The following is a 20853-nucleotide window of genomic DNA, read 5'->3' on the forward strand; positions in this document are numbered from 1 at the left end:
GTCTACAGGAGTGACTCAATATGTTGTTTCATCGTTTCCGGCGATTCTTTGGGCTCCACACGAGCCACTACATTGCCGCTGCGATCAATAAGAAATTTCGTGAAATTCCAGCTAATGTCGCTGCTGTCTCCAGCACCAGGCTGCTGCTCCTTCAAATAATTGAAAAGCGGGCTGGCATCCGGTCCATTAACATCAACTTTGGCGAAGACAGGAAAGGTAACTCCATAATTAATCTGACAAAATTCCTCAGCCTCTTCACTCGTACCTGGCTCCTGACCCGCAAACTGGTTGCAGGGGAATCCTAATACTACAAGTCCTTGATCGCTATACTGTTCGTATAGCTTCTGAAGGTCTCCATACTGTGGTGTAAGTCCGCACTTACTAGCCGTATTAGCAATCAGCAGCACCTTACCTTCATACTCCGCAAACGGCACTTCTTTACCCGAAGGTGTAACGCCGGCAAAATTGTAGATCGACATCTTTATTCCCCTTCCTTCCTTGTACTTGGACTACACTACGTATCTTACCCGAACTGTAAGGGAATGCAACTTCTGAACTCTTTGTATTGCCATAGAAAAAGCAGCCCTACCCATTTCATAGGACTGCTCTCTGCGTCTGTGTTATTTCGATACCGGAATTGCGTCATAATATTCTTCCAACGTAATATCCTTCTCATTGATATAAGTTGCAATGTCCTTGCCTACATAACGGATATGCCAAGGCTCGTACTTATATCCGGTAATGTCTTGCTTACCTTCAGGATATCTGATGATAAAACCATATTCCCCTACATGCTTGGCCAACCACTCGGCTTCCTTCGTCCCACCAAAACAGCTCTCGGCGGCACATTTTCCATCACTTCCCGAGACATCAATAGCCAGCCCGGTCTGATGCTCGCTGTAGCCGGGGACTGCACTGTAAGTACGGGCTTTTTCTTCCCCATCTCTCTCCACATAACGGTTATACAAAGTCGTCTGGGTTGCCTGTGACCGGTATGCAGAAACGCCTGCTAAATAAATTCCGTCTTCCTCTGCACCTGCGAACATCTTCTCCAAGGCTTTGGCAGCTTCACTTCGCATCATACGCTTTTCGATTTTCTCTTTGAATGTAAAACGGACATCAGGATAGACAAGATCCGTTGGTTTATAATTATCAGGCAAGCCGTACTGCTTATTTACCATCACTGTAATACTATCAGGCTCTGCAGAAATAGGATCTGGAACACTACCCGCATTATCACCGCCTGATTCAGGCGGATTAGAGGGTTCAGATGGATTAGATGAATCTGGAGTATCAGATGGATCAGCTACTGCCGGGTCTGTAATCCCCCCTCCATCACTTTCCCCCGTATTCCCAGGCTCACCTTGAAGATTATCCCCCACATTTATATTAGAACCGTTACTCTCCGAAGCAGAAGGAGACGTGTACTTTCCTATTCCCCAACCGACAGCAATAACGACAATTAACAAGATTATAATTTTAAATTTTTTTGACATCTGTAAGTTCTTCCTCCTCGAAGCCGAACATTCTATTTATCTATTAGACAGGCTTTCCTTCATAAATGTTTCACTAAGAACCTAATTTAAAAATAAAAATCAATATGTTCCACGCTATAAAATAAAGGTTACCATAGGTCATTAGCTTCAGCGCTAACTACCCTATGGTAACAAGTTTCATCTATAAAACTCTACTAACTTTATCTGGAAGTGCCGCGACCGCCGCTTTTAAAGCCACCGGATCCATTGCTACGGCCACCGCGTGAAGATCCACCACCGCTGTTGCGGCCGCCTTTGCCAGCAGCGCCACCCTTGGCACCGCCGTATCCACCTTTGCTGCCTTTACCACCTTTGCCGCCTCTAGACGGGCCTGAACCATAGCCGCTGCCTAAGCCGCCACGTGGAGTGCCTCCAGTGTAGGCACCGCCGTCCGCACCTCTAGCTACGTTCTCACTGTAGCCAGTGCTTGGTCCGCCCTTCCGGTTCGCACCGCGCGAACCGGTGCTAGGCGTTGCCGCGTTGCCGCTGGCAGACGCTTCGCCTCTGGAGGCGAAGGCGCCATAGCCGCCGCCTACTCGCACTACACCGGCAGCCTTGCCGCCGCCCTTAGGAGCAGCAGCGTCATAACCGCTGCCGCCCCGCTTGCCAGCCGCCGCATCGGAACGACCGCGGCGTCCTTCTGCAGGCGCGCCCCAGCCGCCTGCTTCTTTACCGCGGCCACGGCCACCTTGCCGCGCTCCGCCTTCGCCGCGCGGAGCTCCGCCGCGGCCAGAGCCGCCGGTCTTCGGCCCGCGGCCCGTGCGCGCTGCCTCAGCGCCGCCGCTTTGGCGACCGCCGTGGCGTCCGCCGCCTTGCACAGGGATGAATTCGCCAACGCCGAATTCATCCTTCTCGTAACGACGGCGATCCAGCCGCTGCGAGATGCCATGCTCGATCAAATCCAGACCCTCTTGATCACGTGGAGATACGAAAGTAATTGCAAGCCCTTTGCCTCCAGCACGGCCAGTCCGTCCGATCCGGTGAATATAGCTATCCACATCAAGCGGCATATCATAGTTAAAGATGTGAGTAATACCTTCAACATCCAGACCCCGAGCTGCTACGTCTGTCGCTACTAGCAGCTGCAGCTTCGCATCACGGAATCTTTTCATCACACCTTCACGTTTACCTTGGGACAAATCACCGTGCAGCTCGTCACATTCATAACCGGCTGCTTGCAGCGCTTCGTTCAGATTGGACACCCGCCGTTTCGTCCGGCAGAAAATAATAGCCAAGTAAGGACGATCCCGTTCAATGAGGGATTTGAGCGCTTCTTCTTTATTACGGTCCGAGCATTCCACTACTTGCTGTTTGATATTATCCAGCGGAATTGGAGAACCACTCTTAATGATGATATCCAGTGGCTCTTTCATGTAATTAGCAGCGAGACGTTTAATCGGATCAGGCATTGTCGCGGAGAACAACATAGTCTGACGACGATAAGGCACAGCCGTAATGATTGTCTCAACATCCTCCAAGAAGCCCATGTGCAGCATTTGATCGGCTTCGTCCAGAACGAGCATTTTTACGCCGCTAAGATCCAGCGTCTCCCGGCGCATATGATCCAAAAGTCTGCCCGGTGTACCGATGATAAGATGTCTGCCGCCTTCCAGCTTGCGCAGTTGCTTCTCTACATCCTGACCACCGTAAACCGCCAATATTTTGATATCCGTATGACGCGCCAGCTTGCGTGCTTCTTCTGTAATCTGCAAAGCCAGCTCACGTGTAGGAGCCATAATCAGCGCCTGAGGATAAGCCCGCTCCGTATGGATCTTGTCCATAATTGGCAGCAAAAAGGCCAAAGTCTTCCCTGTACCTGTCTTCGCTCTAGCTATTACGTCCAAACCCTGCACCAATGGCGGAATGGCTTCCTGCTGCACTGGTGTAGGCTTAACAATGCCTTGACCTTGAAGCAATGTACACAGTAATTCTGAAACTCCTAAATCTTTAAATCCCGGCAAATTCTCCACCTCACTATTTTCTCGGTTTAATTTGATTACATCTCTTTCTTAACTTCCGTCTTCAAAAGCCCTGTATGAGGCAGCCTGCATAGGCTGTCCTGTTCTGGGGCATATGCTTCAGATTCAGCTATATTCAAACAAAAGCGGAAGAACACCGTCACCGGCATCCTTCCGTCCCATGTATCCCTTGACCCGTTAAAAGAGTGCGGTCAAAGTTCGGTTTCTGGGCAGCAGCGATCCACCGGACGTTAAGACGGCACTCCATTTGCGTTCCATTCCACTTTATACAATAGAAGTAAAGTTAAGCTTAGAAAGTTATCTTTTATATTGTACTTGATAGAAAGGCATTTGTGTGAAACTGCTGAAGAATAATTATTCAAATCCCTTAAGCTAGAACCTTCCCGATTTAAAAATCGCATAGATCAGCCATAAGAACATCAGAAGTGCCACCACGCTGCCAATCTCCACTGTAGGGAAATTCCATAACACTGAAGGCTGTCCACGCATCGCAGTACCAATAATGAGTCCTGTCATGATGATGCTAAACGCGAGCATCACAATACTGAATGCTAAACGGTTACCTACCCGGTCCAGCTTACGCTCCAGATTCTGCATCTCGGGTGCCACAATCTCCACCTTAATCTTTCCCTTACTGATCAGCGCGGATAACTGCTTAGCCTGCCCAGGAAGCTCCAGCAGACTCTCTGTTAAATCCGCTACGCCTCCCAGAAACTTGCGCTGCAAACGACTGCCGCTAAAGCGCTGCTTTACTAGTTCCCGCCCAAAGGGTTCCGCCATTTCCAAAATACTGATGGTTGGATCTAAGTTGCTGATGACTCCCTCCAGCGTGAGCATTGTCTTCCCTAACATCGTCAAATCTGGCGGCAGCACTAGACGATGTTTTCGCGCTATGCCAAACAGATCATTCAGGGCTTTGCCTATACTCATTTTGCTAAATGGAACATCATAATATTCATCCCGCAGCCGATCCATATCATCATGCAGCGCACTTCGATCAGCATCCTCAGGAATGACTCCAAGACGCAAAATTGCCCGGACCATTGCATCCGTATTTTTGCGCATTAGAGCGATAATAAGCGCAGACAGCTGCTCCTTCATCTCCTCATTCAGCCGACCCATCATGCCAAAATCAATCAAGGCCAGCTTTCCATCACCCATCCGTATAACATTGCCCGGATGAGGATCAGCATGGAAAAAACCATGAATGAAGATTTGTCTAAGCATCATCTCCACAAGTTGCTGTGCAATGGCTTTAAGCTTAACGCCTTTACTCAGCAACTCATCGCGACGACTCAGCGTTGTCCCTACCACATATTCCATCGTCAGCACTCGTGCTGACGTATAGTCCCAATAGATATCCGGGATGTACACTCCCTCATAATCCATCTGCTGATCGATTTTCTCTGCATTACGCCCCTCTTGGCTATAATCCAGCTCGCCAAGCAGCGATTTAGAGAACTCCTCTACCATACGGCACAGCTGATATTGCCTCGCCCAGCTGAGCCGCTTTTCAGCAAGTGTGCTTAAATCTTTGAGAATTTCCAAATCCCTGCTCATCGTTCGCAGAATACCAGGACGTTGAACTTTAACAGCTACGACTTGTCCACTGTGTAGTACAGCCCTATGCACCTGACCAATGGATGCCGCAGCAAGTGGCGTATCCTCAAAAGAGTTAAAGATTTCATCCATATGCTGATCCAGTTCCTGCTCAATGATCGCGCGCACGCGGTCGACAGGAAAAGGAGGCACATTATCCTGTAGTTTTACCAATTCCTGAATAATAGAATCAGGCAGCAGATCTGAACGGGTACTGGCGAGTTGTCCCAGCTTAATAAAGGTTGGACCCAAATCCTCCAGCACCAGCCGAATCCGCTCCCCGAGCGTAAGGCTTGTGTGTGCTTCCTGCGTTACAAGACGACGTGGAAGGGATAGTAAGTGATAGAGCCCCAGCTCTTCCACCATATAGCCAAAACCATGGCGCATAAGCGCCATGGCGATTGCCCGGTAACGTCCGGCATGTCTAATGCGTACTGCCATTTAGTCCGAACGCGTTTCCGCCGATGTTCCCTCTAGATGGGAAATTCCCTCTAGCTCGGCCAACCGGCGCTCCAATACTGCAATTCGCCCTTCCAGCTCGGCAATATCGTTTTGTACAGGCACATTCATTTCCTTCAGCACGCGTTGTACTTGCTCTTGTACAGCAGACTTGAACATGCCTCGTTCTTCCTCACCACGTTCAATCAACCGATCGACGAGAGCCCTAGATTCCGAAGGAGCAAGCTCCCCGCGTTTCACTAGTTCTTCAACAACCTTCTCTACTTTTTCCTTACTGACAATGGTGAGGCCCACTCCTAAAGAGATCGCTTTTTTAAACAAATCACTCATGGCACTTTCCTCCCAAAGATTCCGTTTCATTACATAACGGAGTTTATGATTAAAGTATACCCCACTGTGTACGTATTTCAAAAAAAACACAACATTCCTTAGTTAGTGACCGGAATACGGGCAGCCCAAGTAGCCGCCTGTAGAATTAGTTTACGTAGTGCCGGATGACGGAAGGAGGGTTCATGATGACCAGGCATTAGGAATACTACTCGTCCTAAACCGTAGCTATGGCACCATGCAGCTGGAATCCATTGACCCTCCGATTCATATTGAAGCAGAATAGTCCGCTCTGTGAACGGGTCAAATTCAAAATGATATGGCTCCTCATCCAATTGGAAATCTTCCACACCTTCGGTGATGTCATGCTCCAGCACCTTGAAGTTCATCGGTTCGTAAGCCGTGTGTCCGTTAAAACGACCCCCGATTAGCTGAGCAAGCTCGTTACGTTTCGTCAACGAAGCTCCCGTATGAAGAACAATGAGTCCTCCTCCTCCACTTACATAGCTGAGCAAACCAGCCGTTTGTTGAGGGGAGACTGTTTCGTTCCACAATTCATTGTAAGCGATACATAGGTCATAACTTGCTAAATGCTCAATGCGCATTAATTTTTTATTTTCTGAACATTGCACGGTTAATAAATCATTTAAGATCTCGCTAATTTGTTGGTCCACTCCTTGAAGTGGATGAAACCGGGGATGGGTGTAATCACCAAGTAATAGACATTTTCTCTTGTCCATGGGATCCTCCTCCTTATTCGTTGTTATTATTCGTCACATGTTGCCTATATTCTAAGGAAAACTGCCGCGAATGTCCATGCAGATGGCAGGTATATTGCTCTTTGGACTTATTTTTCCCGGGTAAAAAAGCATCCCCGGCCATGATAACAGGCGGGAATGCTTCTGTGTGATAACGTCATTCGTGTAAAGCTGACGCAACTTGTGACTTAGCGATTCGCCGCCACATATTTGCCTAGCTCTACAATCATGCTTCCCATCCGTTCATGCTCAGGCATAATGATACGCTGTACGCCCTCTTCTTTAAGAGCCTCAGAGGTAATCCGCCCTACAGAAACAGCAAGCACTTTATCCTCGAAAGACTTCAGCATTTCGTCCAGCTTTCCCTGTTCCCGGGCAAATTGACAGAGGAAACGAAACTGTGGTGCACTCGTAAAAGCCACGGCATCAATTTTGCCTGATATGATTTCTAGAAGCAATCTTTCCAGTTCGCCCGGCTCAGGTGGGGTATGGCGATAAGGCAACACTTGGCGGGTAGTAGCCCCAGCCTCCTGCAGCCATGCAAGCATATGAGGAGCTGGATCTCCGTGCAGCTGAAGAACGACTTCTTTCCCCTGCAAATTCAGGGATTGAAGCCCACGAATCAATCCGATTGTACTTCCGTCGTCGTCACGAACCTCCGGCGTAAGTCCTCTTTTTTTCAAAGCATTCACTGTCTTATAACCCCGTGCGGCAATAATAGAACCAGAAAGTACTTCTAAGAAACGTTCTTCGATCCCCATTCGCTCAGCCATATCGAAGAGAGCATCAAGTCCCATCCCTGTAGTCAGGATCGCCAAGTAGGGAGGCTGATTGATCCATGCATTCAAACCTTCCAGCAATGCCTCATCATCAAGAAATACAGTCCCTTGAGCAGGTCGGCATACTGCCGTCCCCCCCATATTCTGAACCAACTTGGCCATTTCTTCCGATTTGCGTGGACCCGCCAAGGCGACAGTGAACCCTTTTAATTGCTCTGCCATTTCCTATTATCTCTCCTCTCTCCATTGCCTAACCCAACATTATTGTTTATCAGTATACTTGCAAAGGAGTTGAAAAGGGAAGATAAAAAGCCGGTTCTCCTATCAGAAATCATTCTTATTGCCAGAAGCGTGTATCTTAAAGCGGCTCGCCAGCTTTTGCAGTTCTTCTGCAAGACGGCTAAGGTCGGTAGACGAAGATGCCATCTCCTCTACAGAAGCAAGCTGCTCTTGTGCGGCAGTTGCGATAGTTTCCGTATTCACAGCCGCCTCTTCCGATATGCCGCGAATTTCCCCAATAGCCTTCTCCATATGATTAGACTCCACCAATAAGGTCTGCACAACCCCGCCCATGGCTTCAATCTTCTCCGCGGCACTCTTTACTGCTCTTCGGATACGGGAGAAAGAACGGCCGGAAGTATCCACAGCCTCAATGCCTTCGGATACGCGCTGTCTGGTGTCTTCCATCGTATGAGTTACCAGCAGCATTTCACTATTAATAGCGGTAATCTGCTCGGCAATCAAATGTGCGGATCTCTCTGATTCCTCTGCCAGCTTACGCACCTCGGCAGCAACCACCGCAAATCCACGCCCTTGTTCCCCGGCTCTGGCTGCCTCAATGGAAGCATTGAGGGCCAGCAGATTGGTCTGGCGGGCAATCCCTGTGATAACGCCAACAATACCCTCAATTTGACTGGTTCTCTCATTCAGTTTGTCAATTACACTGCCTAGCTCTCCGACCGTTTCATGGATACCATTGATTTTGTCCACTACGCTGATAACCGAATCATTGCCTTCTGATGCTGAGAGTGAGGTCTTGTCCATCATTGTAGATACTTGCTCCATATATGTGGAAATCTGCTCGACCTCGCTGGCTGTAGCGGCTGTGCTCTCCATTCCTTTTCGTACACTACCCACCTGTCGCTCCGTCCCTGCTGCTACGTCCTGAATCGCTATGGTTACCTGCTCAATCGTTTGGGCAGTCTGATCCGCACTAGCCGTCAGTTCTTCCGCTGAGGAGGATACATTGCTTGTCATCTCCTGCACGCCAATAATCATCTCGCGCAAGCTAATCACCATTAATTGAAAATTCTCTGCCAGCAGCCCTATTTCATCTTTACGGAAAACACCCATGTCTTCCGACAGATCACCTTTGGCTATCACTGCAGTTGCTTTCCGCAGCCGGAAAAGCGGTCTCAAAATCGATTGAATATTAAAATAGATCACAACCAGCGCAAGCAGAACGGAAACTACAATAACAAGCAGAGCTGTATCGCGGATTCCACTAGTTGCTGAGTTAACCTCATCAATGCTGATCGTACCTCCGATTCTCCAACCCGTCAGTTCATTGACCATAAAGGTCATCTTTTTGGACGTATCCTTGAAAACATAATCGAAGACCCCTTGTTCTTTCTCGAACATTTTCTTTACAAAATCATCGGACGATTCCTGCCCGATAGCCTCTGTAGGGTGAACTAGAAACTTCTTGCTGTTATCAACGATGAGGATATAACCTTCCTTCCCTACCTTAATTGAGGTCAGCTCCCCTAAAGTAGACAGGTTGAGATTCATTGTGATCACCCCATCACCGCCCTTAAGAACCGTTGATATCGCAACCGCGGTTTCCTTATTTACGGTTTGAAAAGCAGGAGAAATCACAGCCCCTTTCCCTTGCTTCAGAGAATTAATATAGGCGCTTTCCTGCCTTGGATCATAACCCTCCGGCAGCTTAGCATCTAAAGCATGAATAGCCTTGCCATTGCTTGTACCCACATAAATGTCCAGTACATCCGGATGCAGCGCCACATATTCCTTCAGTCTGGCTTTTACAGCAGAGGAAGTCCCCCCAGATCCCTCACTGTTGATCCCCTCAGATGAAAATTCCGCGGCAAAATAAGAAATCGCATCTATTTTGGATTGAATATTAGAGTTAATGATTTCATTTACGGCCAGCACACTTTCGGTAGCATTGTTCACCAGTTGATCTTCCACTTCCTGGCTGGCAGCTTGATAGGTTCGCCAGCCTATTATAATACTGGGCAGCAGCAGTATTATTAGATATGTAAGAATTAACTTGGTACGGATAGTCATACCCGCATTTTTTTTCATAGATGTCATCATCTCTCTCTCATCTGAGTCTTAGGCAAGGATACATTTACCAGACTTAATATATAATTTTATATCTGTTTTAGGAACCGATTTTCCTCCTATCTTTCTTCGTTTTTCTCATTTTTTTTGAGAATTGTCATATAAATGCAACAAAAAAGGCCGCCTCAATGAAAGCGGTCTCTTCCGATATACTTATTATTGCCGCGGCACAGGGCTCCGGCAACTCTATCCTAATTATTCTTTTTGTTCTTACAGTTCGGGCAGACGCCCCCAAATACTACATGGGCATGACCAATGGTATAACCGGTATCCTTGGCCACTGTATCCATCCATTCACGCGGAACTTGATTCATAACCTCATCTACTGCTCCACAAACCTCACAAATGATATGCTGGTGATCATCCATACGTGCGTCATATCTGCTGGCAGCTTCACCAAGCTTAAGCTCACGAATCATTTGTTTATCTGAAAGATAACGCAGAGAGTTATATACAGTACCGTATGCTAAGCTATGTCCCTGCTCTACTAGCCGATTCATCACTTCCGCAGCAGTAGGATGGTCATGTGAATTAAGGACGATATCGTAAACGGCTTGACGTTGGGAGGTCAAATTTAGACTTTTCATTCCTATCATCCTCTAACTTATTTTTAGATCAAGTATAAATCTTGTGAATGGGGACGTCAATCCCATTTTTATCCACACATTCTTTCCCAGCTACTTGATCATCCCTGAATATTTAATATTCACGTCAGCTTTGATCTCAAATTTAAGATCTGAATAGAGCCCCTTCCACACTTTCATTTCCGTATCGTTATTAAAGTGTCTTGCTCCATAATGCAGCCCCCAACCAAAGGGATCTAGGCCACTTGCTTGAATTTTGGTCAGCAATGCTAAGATATCCTCTTCCAGTTCTTTTTCCCCGGCTTCCTGGATCTTCTTCAACATGTGATGTGTCACCAAATCCGGGCTACTGCTCTCTTCGAGAATACCTTTTATCTTAATACGATAACGAATAGTGGCTTTCCCATGCTCTGGTGTCAGGATTTTGTAGTCTGAAGATGATCTCTCTGTGTAGTATTGATACATAATACCTTCGGAATGAGCGGGTAAGTTGGTTCGCAGATTCGGGCGTGATAACAGATTATATAGCCGGGTTTCGTTGGGCGTAAGAACCATTTTGATTTTCTCGTTATTCAGCAGAGCAATTTTATCAATTAAAAACTCCTTATCCCCTTTGGCCTCGATAATCGGCAGGATCGGATCAATCCCCTCCTCAAAGATATTTCTCATCAGCTGAAAGGAATACACACTAGAAATAAATGGAGACTCCGTGCCTTGTCCACTCATAGCCAGAATAAGAGAATTCGATGGAATCCGCTCCGATTCAGGTCTTACCTTCAGCACTTGAAGTGCTTCCGGACGCCCTATTGCAAAGTTGACAATAAGTTGGATATCTCTACGTCGCACAGCCCAATCCATAACATGGAGAATATCTTTACGGGCAACCCCCTCCCCCAAAATAATTGATTTACAATGGGAATAATCAAGCTCCTTTTCCACTCTGGATTTCATTCTACGGAGGGCTTCCGAAATGCTTGGAGACTCCTCCGTCAAGATCTGCATCTTCTCATCAATCTTGGTAACATCCCCCTGAGGGATGGCAAGCTTTAAGCTAATCTTAAAATTCCCTTCTTCTGCACCTTGGTCAACGCCGATCGCTAACACGAAAATCCGCAAATCAATCTCCTTGAAGTCACAACCAGGAAGAAGAAGGAGTAATATAATCCCAATTCCAGCAAGTACTCTTCTCACAGCTTCCCCCTCCTAACTTTGCGATAACAATAAAACAGCAGAGCGATGATGAACATCTCACCAAACCAGCGAATTTGCAGAAACCAGGCACCAAACATATTAAGTTGATATTGATCCAGCCCCATTAAGGACAGAACCATCGCACTAAACAAGCCTAGAATGCCCCACTCTTTCCAGTGCTCTGCTTTTGGGGACTGTTTTTTTACAGATGAAAGGGCACCTTTAAAAAGCTCTAAACCTCCATGCCAATGAACAATTACACTCACCAGAGATAAACTTAAATAGGTAAAATAAAAAATAAACAGCATCCGTTCAATAATAAAGGATTCCATCCGAATACTGTCGGCCGTCGAGAACCATGTATACACATGCCTATCAATAGCAACGGTTCCGAAATATCCGATGGGAACTAAGAAAGTCAAGAGCAGTACGAAAAGACCCTCCACCCCTAAAATCCAGGCATGCTTCAGCTTCAGCCCATGAAATACCCGATTAAATATGGCCAGGTTTAAGTAACCGCTAAACGAAAAGGTAGCCGCCGCAAGGCTCATTAGGTCCGGCTTATGCCAGAAGTATGTAGTGACCTGCAAAACAGAATCCCAATTGAAGTCCGGATTGGTCAACGCTTTTACGAGGCCATAAATAATTAACGGTAAGGATACGCTGAGAATGATTTCAAGCCCATACAAGAGTGATAAAGAATCGAAGCGACAGCAGATGCAGACCAAGACTAAAAAACTGATCACAACCGTATAAGGACTCGAATCGGGACTGATAAACCGCAGCGTGATATCTACAAAAGAAAGCAATGTAACTCCCCCGGCCACACACCATAAGCCAGCAAAAAGGACCAATAAGATTCTGGCTAACTTCTTAGGAAGCAAGGAGTCAAATATTTCCGGAAACCCCTTGCCGGGGAATTTAGCAATCAGTACAGTAAATATATAGACAAACAAAGTGCCCAAGATCGTTCCGATTAGGATGGACATCAAAGCACCACCAAAACGTCTGTCTATTAGTTCCCTTGGAACAAAATTAATGATGTTGATCAAGCTGTTCATCAGAAAAAGACAGTAGAAATAACGGCTTTTGGCCATCAATGCTCTCCACCCTTCTTCTTGCCGAGATTATCGAGAAAAAACAATCTGAAATAAGGTCGTCCGAAGCTGCGCTGTTTGCATAAATACATGGCGAATCCCACGACACAGACCACTACCCCAACCAATCCTAAAAAAGCTGCGGCAATAAGAAAAATATACTTCAGCACTCGTATGGACAAGCTCATCATATTCAGCGGAATTAGAAAATTGGATATCGCAACAGCAGAAACCAATATGATCATGATATTCCCTACAAGTCCTGCTGCCGTCGCTGCCTGCCCCAAGATAAGCCCTCCTACCGTCGTTGCCGTTGGACCAATTGCCTTGGGGAGCCGTAAGCTCGCTTCAGTCAGAAACTCCATCATCATGAGCATTAAAAGCACTTCCACAAAAGATGGATAAGGCACAGTCGCACGACTGCCCGCAATAAGCAAGGCAATCTGCACACGAATAATCTCTGGGTTATACGAGGTGAGTGTTACGTAGAGCGCAGGCAGCCACAACGTCATGCACACACCGATAATCCGAAGCAGCTTTAGAAAACGCCCCACGATAGGAAACTGTATTTTATCATCCATGGATGTAAAGAAGTCATTAAAAATAGAAGGCAGCACTATCGCATAACCGGTTGTATCCAGCACTATCGCTACTTTACCTTCAGACAAATTAAACACCACTCTATCCGGTCTTTCGGTGATGATGGACTTAGGGAGTATTCTTAATTTGTCACTGCTTATAAACTTCTCAAGTTCTCCTGCAGCCTGCAAAATATCAACCTTTAGCGTCCCCATCTTCTCCCTTAATTCTTTTAAAACGTTATAGTCAACACGACTGTCATCGTATAAAATAGCTATCTTTGTTTTAGAGACATCGCCGATGACCATGGTCTCCATTTTGAGATTAGTGGATTGATAACGCCGCCGAATCATGTTCAAATTAATCGCTATATCCTCTGTCAGTGCATCTGACGGCCCCTGTGAAATACTTTCGGCAGACGTTTCACTAACACCGCTGCTCTCCGTACTCATAGCATCGAAGAAATAAATCACATCTTTTATACCCAGAAGCACATAACCACTGAGCAAAAGGTCGATCGCCTTCTCTCTCGTAGTCGCCTCTTCAGTGCCCGGATAAGTCATAATGTAATCCTGATAAGCGCTAATACTCTCCATTTCATAAAACGGCGCAATCACGTGGCGGCTGAGTGTCTGCGCATCTGTAACGCTTTTGATATAGAGCAGGTTGATTTGCCCAAAAGGGGCAACGCTCGTTTTATCGATTAAATCCGCGAACCCGTTCAGCTGGTCTTTGATCCATTCCAGAGAAATATTGTCCTTATCCTGTTGAACTGACATGGAACATCATCCCTCCTATTTGTCCTTTACGTCCCGGATCCCCCCTTATTTTGGCACTGTTTCTTTGAATTCATGCACTGCACAATTGAACGGGGAGTTTCTTTTCACAGGACTGTGGTAATAAATGAGATGAGGATTGTACAGATGGAGGGATAATAGATGGACCCAAACCGTAAGATAACGCAAAGTCTTCCACAATTTCCGGAATCATTATGGAGAGATACCACGGATTTACCGACTTTTCCAAAGCTGGCTGAAGATATTTCTACAGATGTGGCAGTGGTAGGCGGTGGAATTACAGGCATTACAACAGCCTATCTCCTCAGCAAAGCAGGCTACAAAGTCACGCTCTTGGAAGCAGGGGAAATTCTAAGTGGCACTACGGGTTTTACCAGTGCAAAAATCTCAGCACAGCACGGGTTAATCTATCATCATTTGATAAAGCATTTTGGGCATGAGCAAGCCCGGCTCTATTATCGTTCAAACAGCGAGGCTATGAATTGGATCCAGAATACGGCTGAGGAACTTGAAGTATCCTGCGGCATGAAACATGAGGCGGCTTTTCTGTACGCGGATGCTGAAGATCATAAGACGCTTAAACAACTGGAGGAAGAGTATAAAGCCTATGAACAATTGGGTCTGCCCGGAGAGTGGCTAGATAACGTCTCTATCCCTCTGATGGCCAGTGGTGCCATTAAATTACCAGGGCAAGCCCGCTTTCACCCGCTGCAATATCTGAAGGGCCTGCTGAAGGTCATTCAGGATAAAGGTGGCGTAATCTATGAGCATACGATGATGGCAGATAAGGTGGAGAAGAACGATAAGCTTACGCTTTTTACTGAAAAGGACGGGTATCGGATCACCTGCCGCTACGCCGTTTCAGCTTCTCATTTCCCCTTCTACGATGGAGGAGCATTATATTTCTCGCGGCTGCATGCTGAACGTTCCTACTGTCTGGCGATCCAGCCTGAAACGGATTTTGAGGGTGGAATGTATCTAAGCGCAAGCGAACCCACCCGTTCTCTGCGTGCAGTAGAGTGGGAAGGCATGAATCTGGTCATTGTCGGGGGAGACAATCATAAGACAGGCCAAGGCATCTGTACGATAGGACATTATGAGAATTTGGAGCTATTCGCAGGAAATCTGCTCGGCATCAAAACAATCCCTTACCGCTGGGCAGCACAGGATTTAATCACCTTAGACAGAGTGCCCTACATCGGCAAGATTTCGGACAACGCAGAGATTTATATCGCCACAGGTTTTGGAAAATGGGGCATGACAAGCGGTACGCTGGCCGCACAGATCATCTCGGATCAGATTCAGCGCAAAGATAATCCGTATACCGAATTGTACGATCCGTCCCGCTTCAAAGCTGGCACCAGCCTAAAAAACTTCATCGTGCAAAATGCCAATGTGGCAAAAGAGCTCGTGGCGGGCAAAGTGGAAATCGTCCATAAAAAGACAACTGATTTGGAAGCTGACGAAGGAGCCGTTGTGTTCCATGATGGCAAACGTGTAGGAGCTTATAAGGATCCAGAAGGTAAACTTCATCTGGTGGATAGAACCTGCACCCATATGGGCTGTGAATGCGAATGGAACAACGGGGATCGTTCCTGGGATTGCCCTTGCCACGGCTCCCGTTTCTCCTACGATGGCGAAGTTTTAGAGGGCCCTGCTTCGGTACCGCTGACGAAACTCCATGAATAATACTTTTCATGAAAAGGCAGTTCGGATTCATGAAAAATTGCAGTCCCTTTTCTAAGGGGCGATTGTAATTGCCCTACAGCATTCAGGTATAATAAGACTTGAATGAAGCAGCTGCTTCAAAAAAGTTTGAAGGAGAGTGACGATAGAGATGGATTTGAGAGGAAAGAGTGTTGTAATTACTGGTGCAGGCAAAGGGATCGGAAAAGCCTTGGCTATGGCACTGGCTAAGGAAGGTGCTAATTTAGGCCTGATCTCCAGAACTTCAGGTGATCTCGAAGCGTTAAAATCAGCCTTAACGGAAGTATATGACGTTAAAGTCAGCATTGCCGTGGCCGATATCGCTGTACGCGAAGAAGCTGAACGTGCTGTTGCTTCCCTGCAAAATGAGCTTGGAGCATTTGATGCATTAATCAACAATGCCGGGATCGCAAAATTCGGCACTTTAGTAGAAATGGACCCTGCAGACTGGGAGCGCCACATCCAAGTTAATCTTTACGGTACTTATTACGTAACTCGTGCTGCACTGCCTGCGATGATTGAGAAAAATGGCGGAAATATCATCAATATTTCATCCACAGCCGGAGAACGCGGCTTCGCGACAGGCTCTGCTTATTGCGCGTCCAAGTTCGCTCTCATGGGCATGACCGAAGCCCTCGCACAAGAAGTGCGCAAACACAATATTCGCGTCGTAGCCTTGACTCCAAGCACGGTCAACACTGGCCTAGCTTCCAATGCTGGACTCAAAATCGGTGATGAAGATCGCATGATGCAACCTGAAGATGTTGCTGAATTGGCACTGACAGCTTTGAAGCTGCCGGATCGCGTCTTCCTAAAAACAGCAGGACTGTGGACCACCAATCCGCAATAAAATCGCGCTGGACGCGTAGGGAGCCGGATGATCTGGGGTGATTGCACTTTGTGCGGGATAACGCCTCAGGCTTGCTCTGCTCCGTTATCTAATTACACTTTGTACAATAGAATCGCTCTAGACGAGGATGAGGCCTTGGGTGATTGCACTTTGTGCAATCAATTTAGTGGCTCCCCTCCTTTTAGGCGATTGGGGCTTGATTCTATTGTACAGAATGCAACAGACTGCCTTATTCAGACAACATTCGGGTCATTCTGTTGCACATTCTGCAATGTAACTTCATTTGTGGGCTATATTAGGTAACCGGGACTGCAATTAGGTGCTAGCTGTAATGGTGGTTTTAAGTAAACACTTTGGAGTTGAGTTGCACTTTGGCTTAGAGTAACGTTTTATGGTTGAGGTGGCACTTTACTTGCAGTAGTTACTTTCTCTTGCGATAGACACTTTACTTGCTGTAGCCACTTTACTTGCTGTAGCCACTTTACTTGCAGTAGACACTTGGATTTTTGGCAGGTACCTGAGTTTGCACAATACTTAACGTTTAAATAGATAATAGTTGCACTTTGTACATCTATTCAGCGTAATTAGAGGATAAATCATACTTTAGTTGCACTCTATACAGTTAAAAGGAGGCTATTCTCGTCGATTCACCAGATTCGCACAAATTAGTTGCAGAGAATACACTTATTCGATCGTTTGTGGTGTGACGGATAATTTAAGTGTACAAAGTGCAATTAAGCGCCCGCGTTCTTGTGTCTTTTGGGGTGGTCTTTTATTTTGTTAGTTGGTTTGTGGTTTGTGTATTGTGTTCTGTGCCTTGTACCTTGCGCCTTGTCCTTGTGTCTTGTGCCTTGTGTCATATACCATTGCTCCGTACTTTCGGGTGTACTGTGCTTTTGAGAATCACGATGTTACCTTGAGATCTTGATACTAATTTCCGAGGTTCTCATGTTATATTATTTCGATTCACAATGTCCTGAGAATATACTAACTTTCTGATCGGAGGTTTATCTATCATGCTGGTAGTAACTAATACTATTAAAGTAAAAGAAGGTCATGGCGAAGCTATTGCTCAACGTTTCGGAGGAAATAATGGTGTACAGGATATGCCTGGGTTTGTACGTATGGAGGTATGGCGCGGAAATGCCAAAGAAGGTATCGAGGAATTAAAAATCTGCACCGTATGGGAGAATGAGGATGCGTTCAAAGGCTGGACCTCCAGCGATTCCTTCCGTCAGTCGCACCGTGGTGCTGGTGGTAATGACGCAATCCTGGGTGCTTCCATCGATAAATATGAGCTAATGATCAGCCGCACGCCTGGTAACTAAGTATTAGGACTAACCAATCGGAGTAGTAGCTAGATTGGACCAGCAGTGTGTACGGGATTGTTGCCCGATAAGTACAGTAACTAATTAACTATTACTGCTAGGTTAGCCGATGCAGCGCGCTAGTTAACTCTTACCGCCGGGCTAGCTAATACAGCGCGCTAGTTAACTCTTACCGCCGGGCTAGCTAATACAGCGCGCTAATTGGCTATTACCACTAGATTAACTGATGTAGCAGACGAATTGGCTTTACCTCTTGGCTAACCAATGCAGCGGGCTAATTAACACAGTTATCGCTTCTAAATGCTAATTGCTACAGTAAAAACTTAGAGTAATTATCGTCCAGCAGACTTATTGATTAGCCTATTAGATACAGTTCAGTTAGTTGGTACAAGCAGCACTATTATCCAGCGATTTCCTGGACCTAAGCCTAAAACAAACAGGGATGTCCGGAGCCAATATGGCTCGGGGACATCCCTGTTTGTTGTTTATAAACTCATTATTTACTTACATCTGGCTGAGGAGTCTCCACCTCTTGATGTTTACCCGGCCAGAACGACCAACGACCAAAGAGCGTCGTAATAGCTGGTACAAGGAACGGACGCACCACGAAGGTATCCAACAGAACACCAAGAGCGGTGATGATACCGAACTGCACAAGCACCTGAATCGGCAAGCTTGCCAATACAGCAAATGTACCTGCCAGAATGAGGCCCGCAGAGGTAATTACCGAGCTGGTCTCATTCACACCTTCCGCGATAGCCTGCTTAAGCGGCATGGTTTTACGCTTTTTCCAGATATTCGAGATCATGAAGATGTTGTAGTCTTCTCCAAGTGCCACCAAGAAAACAAAGGAATACAGTGGGATCGCTCCCTGAATGGCATCTGCTCCCATCACATAGTGAATGATAATCCAGCCTAAGCCAAGCGCTGAGAAGAAGGAGAGAATAACGGTGCCGACCAGATAGATGGTGGCCACTATTGAACGCAGATATATCAACAACAGTAAGGTGATCATTCCGATGACCACGGGGATAATCAGATCGGTATCCCGATCTCCAATCTCTTTAGTGTCGTGCTGTGTTGCCGTCTGTCCGCTTACCCACACATGATCCGCAGGGTTCGCAACGTCTACATCGATTAATGCCTGCTCTGCGGTAGCAAGAAGGGTAGGAATATGCCCCATCGCTTCTAGTGAATAAGGATTGCTTTTAAATTCAATATCAAAACCAACAATATCTTTGTTTACTGCCCCCTGCTGCGGATCGGAAACCGTGTCCACATAGGTAAGTCCGCCAAGAATGACCTTTAGATCCTCTCCACTCGCTTTTCCTTGGGTATCAATAATCAGCTTCGCTGGAGCCAATTCTCCGGGAGAGAACTGTTTGCCAATAAGGTCGAACCCTTCGCGGGACTCCATATTTTTAGGAAAAGAGGATAGGATATCATACGTAAATTTGATGCCACTGGAGAATGAAGCTAGAATCCCCAGGCCGATAACGGTCACACCTACGATAGCCCAAGGCCGGGTTACTACCAAGCCGCCAATGCCCTTTTTACGGGAAACCTTGGGTTCAGGAACAGGTTTGCCTTTAGCCTTAGCCCGTTCTACCTCCATTTGCGGTGTGCGCGGAATGAATGGGAAGAACGAGGTCCGTCCGAAGATCGCCAGCAGTGCTGGTACGAGGGTTAGACTGGCAATTCCCATGATGAAGATCGACACGCTAAATGGAATGGCAAAACGATGATAAGCTCCATACTTAGCCAGCAATAATGCGAACAGCGCGAGCACGACGGTGAAGCCGCTCATAGCAATTGCACCTGAAGATTCGGTAATGGAGCGAAGAAGGGCACGACTCTTGCTCTCCTCTACCTTCAACAACTGCCGGAACCGTGAAATCAGGAACAGACAATAGTCCGTACCAGCTCCGAATAACAAAACGGTCATAATCGAGATCGCCTGTGAATCCACTGTGATCCAGCCTTCTTGCGCCATTTTTCCAAGAATCGGGCTAGTTACGCCATAAGCGAACCCAACCGCAATAAGCGGAATAAACGCCAATATCGGCGAACGATAGATCACCAATAAGAACACCAGAACAAGCATAACCGTAGCAATTAACAAGGAAACGTCTGCGTTTTTGAACAGCCCTGTAGCATCTATGGAGATGCCCACTGGACCCGTAACACGTAAACTCAGGTCTTTTCCATCTACCTTAGCAGCAGAGGGGTCTCCGCCCGTCTCCGTGTTTATGATCTTCTTCATTTCTGTCACAGCTTCGCCGAGCTGATCACTATCTGCCGTTTTATCAAAAAGCACTGGGGTTACCAGCGTACTAAGATCCTCAGATAACGAGGCTTGTAATGCTTGTGGCGGCAGTTGTCCTAATGGGGGAACAAAATTCTGATGGGGCAATGGTTGCTGCTCCAACTTCTTGTACACAGCAGTGATATGTACTAAATCATCTTGTGAAAGCCCGCCTTCTCTATGCCATACGAGCAGCGCCGGCACTCCACTTCCACTAGGGAATTCTTGTTCTGCAATAGCTGCTGCCTGTACCGATTGTGAATCATCTGGGAGGTTAGGCGCATTATTAGCAACCTGAGAATTCACTGCAGGCCATAACAGGGTAAGTGCACCTACAAGCACTATCCATACGAGAAGAGTAATCCACTTCGTCTTTTTTCCTGCCACCCATTTTCCGTAGCCTGACATTCCCTTCATCCTCTCCTTTACCTTGCAGCCTTAAAAATGAGCCGCGGGTCATTTTTTATTCTATCATATATATGCTTTAATTTTTAATCAAACTTTTTTTATTTTTCAGAAAAATTAAAGCACCTCATCACATATAAAATACCCCTCTCTTCACATAAAAAATCAGCATCATGTGAAAAGAGGGGTTTATGATTAACTATACTT

General features: G+C 46.6%; 16 protein-coding genes. 3 read left to right on the top strand and 13 right to left on the bottom strand.

Features of this window, described 5'->3' with window-relative positions; genetic code table 11:
• Positions 1-2: 2 nt before the first annotated feature.
• The 12 genes from NYE35_RS29405 to NYE35_RS29460 all read right to left on the bottom strand — a co-directional run bounded on the left by NYE35_RS29405 (position 3) and on the right by NYE35_RS29460 (position 14033).
• Positions 3-479, bottom strand: a complete 477-nt coding sequence (locus NYE35_RS29405; RefSeq protein WP_036681956.1) for a glutathione peroxidase — start codon at positions 477-479, stop codon at positions 3-5.
• A gap of 141 nt (positions 480-620) precedes the next feature.
• Complete coding sequence (locus tag NYE35_RS29410; protein ID WP_076105035.1) at positions 621-1496, bottom strand: M15 family metallopeptidase; 876 nt, start codon at positions 1494-1496, stop codon at positions 621-623.
• A 200-nt stretch (positions 1497-1696) separates the two neighbouring features.
• On the bottom strand, positions 1697-3496 hold the full coding sequence (locus NYE35_RS29415) for a DEAD/DEAH box helicase (protein ID WP_076099691.1): 1800 nt from the start codon (positions 3494-3496) through the stop codon (positions 1697-1699).
• Between the two features lie 390 nt (positions 3497-3886).
• Entirely contained in the window at positions 3887-5554 is a 1668-nt protein-coding gene (locus NYE35_RS29420; protein ID WP_036681960.1) for an ABC1 kinase family protein, read from the bottom strand.
• The gene (locus NYE35_RS29425; protein WP_036681962.1) at positions 5555-5902 is read right to left on the bottom strand and encodes a phasin family protein; all 348 of its coding nucleotides are present in this window, start codon (positions 5900-5902) and stop codon (positions 5555-5557) included. It abuts the gene before it with no gap.
• 98 nt (positions 5903-6000) lie between these two features.
• A complete protein-coding gene (locus NYE35_RS29430; protein ID WP_036681964.1) occupies positions 6001-6639 on the bottom strand; it encodes a ThuA domain-containing protein in 639 nt (212 codons plus the stop codon).
• A 206-nt stretch (positions 6640-6845) separates the two neighbouring features.
• The gene (locus NYE35_RS29435; RefSeq protein WP_036681965.1) at positions 6846-7658 is read right to left on the bottom strand and encodes a uroporphyrinogen-III synthase; all 813 of its coding nucleotides are present in this window, start codon (positions 7656-7658) and stop codon (positions 6846-6848) included.
• Between the two features lie 102 nt (positions 7659-7760).
• Entirely contained in the window at positions 7761-9764 is a 2004-nt protein-coding gene (locus NYE35_RS29440; RefSeq protein ID WP_162164269.1) for a methyl-accepting chemotaxis protein, read from the bottom strand.
• Between the two features lie 230 nt (positions 9765-9994).
• Complete coding sequence (locus NYE35_RS29445) at positions 9995-10390, bottom strand: Fur family transcriptional regulator (RefSeq protein ID WP_036681969.1); 396 nt, start codon at positions 10388-10390, stop codon at positions 9995-9997.
• Positions 10391-10480: 90 nt separating this feature from the next.
• Positions 10481-11578: a Ger(x)C family spore germination protein gene (locus tag NYE35_RS29450; protein ID WP_036681972.1), complete on the bottom strand. Its 1098-nt coding sequence runs from the start codon at positions 11576-11578 to the stop codon at positions 10481-10483.
• Entirely contained in the window at positions 11575-12675 is a 1101-nt protein-coding gene (locus NYE35_RS29455) for a GerAB/ArcD/ProY family transporter (RefSeq protein ID WP_036681975.1), read from the bottom strand. Before NYE35_RS29455 ends, NYE35_RS29450 begins: the two co-directional genes overlap by 4 nt.
• Positions 12675-14033, bottom strand: a complete 1359-nt coding sequence (locus NYE35_RS29460; protein ID WP_036681977.1) for a spore germination protein — start codon at positions 14031-14033, stop codon at positions 12675-12677. The genes NYE35_RS29455 and NYE35_RS29460 overlap by 1 nt, the downstream gene beginning before the upstream one ends.
• Positions 14034-14192: 159 nt before the next feature.
• Here NYE35_RS29460 and NYE35_RS29465 point away from each other — a divergent pair, with 159 nt between their 5' ends.
• The 3 genes from NYE35_RS29465 to NYE35_RS29475 all read left to right on the top strand — a co-directional run bounded on the left by NYE35_RS29465 (position 14193) and on the right by NYE35_RS29475 (position 17936).
• Positions 14193-15740 (top strand): FAD-dependent oxidoreductase, encoded by a 1548-nt coding sequence (locus NYE35_RS29465; RefSeq protein ID WP_076099694.1) that lies wholly within the window; start codon positions 14193-14195, stop codon positions 15738-15740.
• A gap of 148 nt (positions 15741-15888) precedes the next feature.
• Entirely contained in the window at positions 15889-16608 is a 720-nt protein-coding gene (locus NYE35_RS29470) for a 3-ketoacyl-ACP reductase (protein WP_036681981.1), read from the top strand.
• A 1016-nt stretch (positions 16609-17624) separates the two neighbouring features.
• Positions 17625-17936 carry an antibiotic biosynthesis monooxygenase gene (locus tag NYE35_RS29475; protein ID WP_038573690.1) on the top strand — a complete coding sequence of 104 codons (312 nt, stop codon included), beginning with the start codon at positions 17625-17627 and terminating at the stop codon, positions 17934-17936.
• Between the two features lie 496 nt (positions 17937-18432).
• Here the strand turns inward: NYE35_RS29475 and NYE35_RS29480 are convergent, their stop codons facing one another.
• Complete coding sequence (locus tag NYE35_RS29480) at positions 18433-20658, bottom strand: MMPL family transporter (protein WP_036681987.1); 2226 nt, start codon at positions 20656-20658, stop codon at positions 18433-18435.
• Between the last annotated feature and the right edge of the window lie 195 nt (positions 20659-20853).

This window comes from Paenibacillus sp. FSL L8-0494 (assembly GCF_038003695.1).
Classification (GTDB): Bacteria; Bacillota; Bacilli; order Paenibacillales; family Paenibacillaceae; genus Paenibacillus_AQ; species Paenibacillus_AQ odorifer.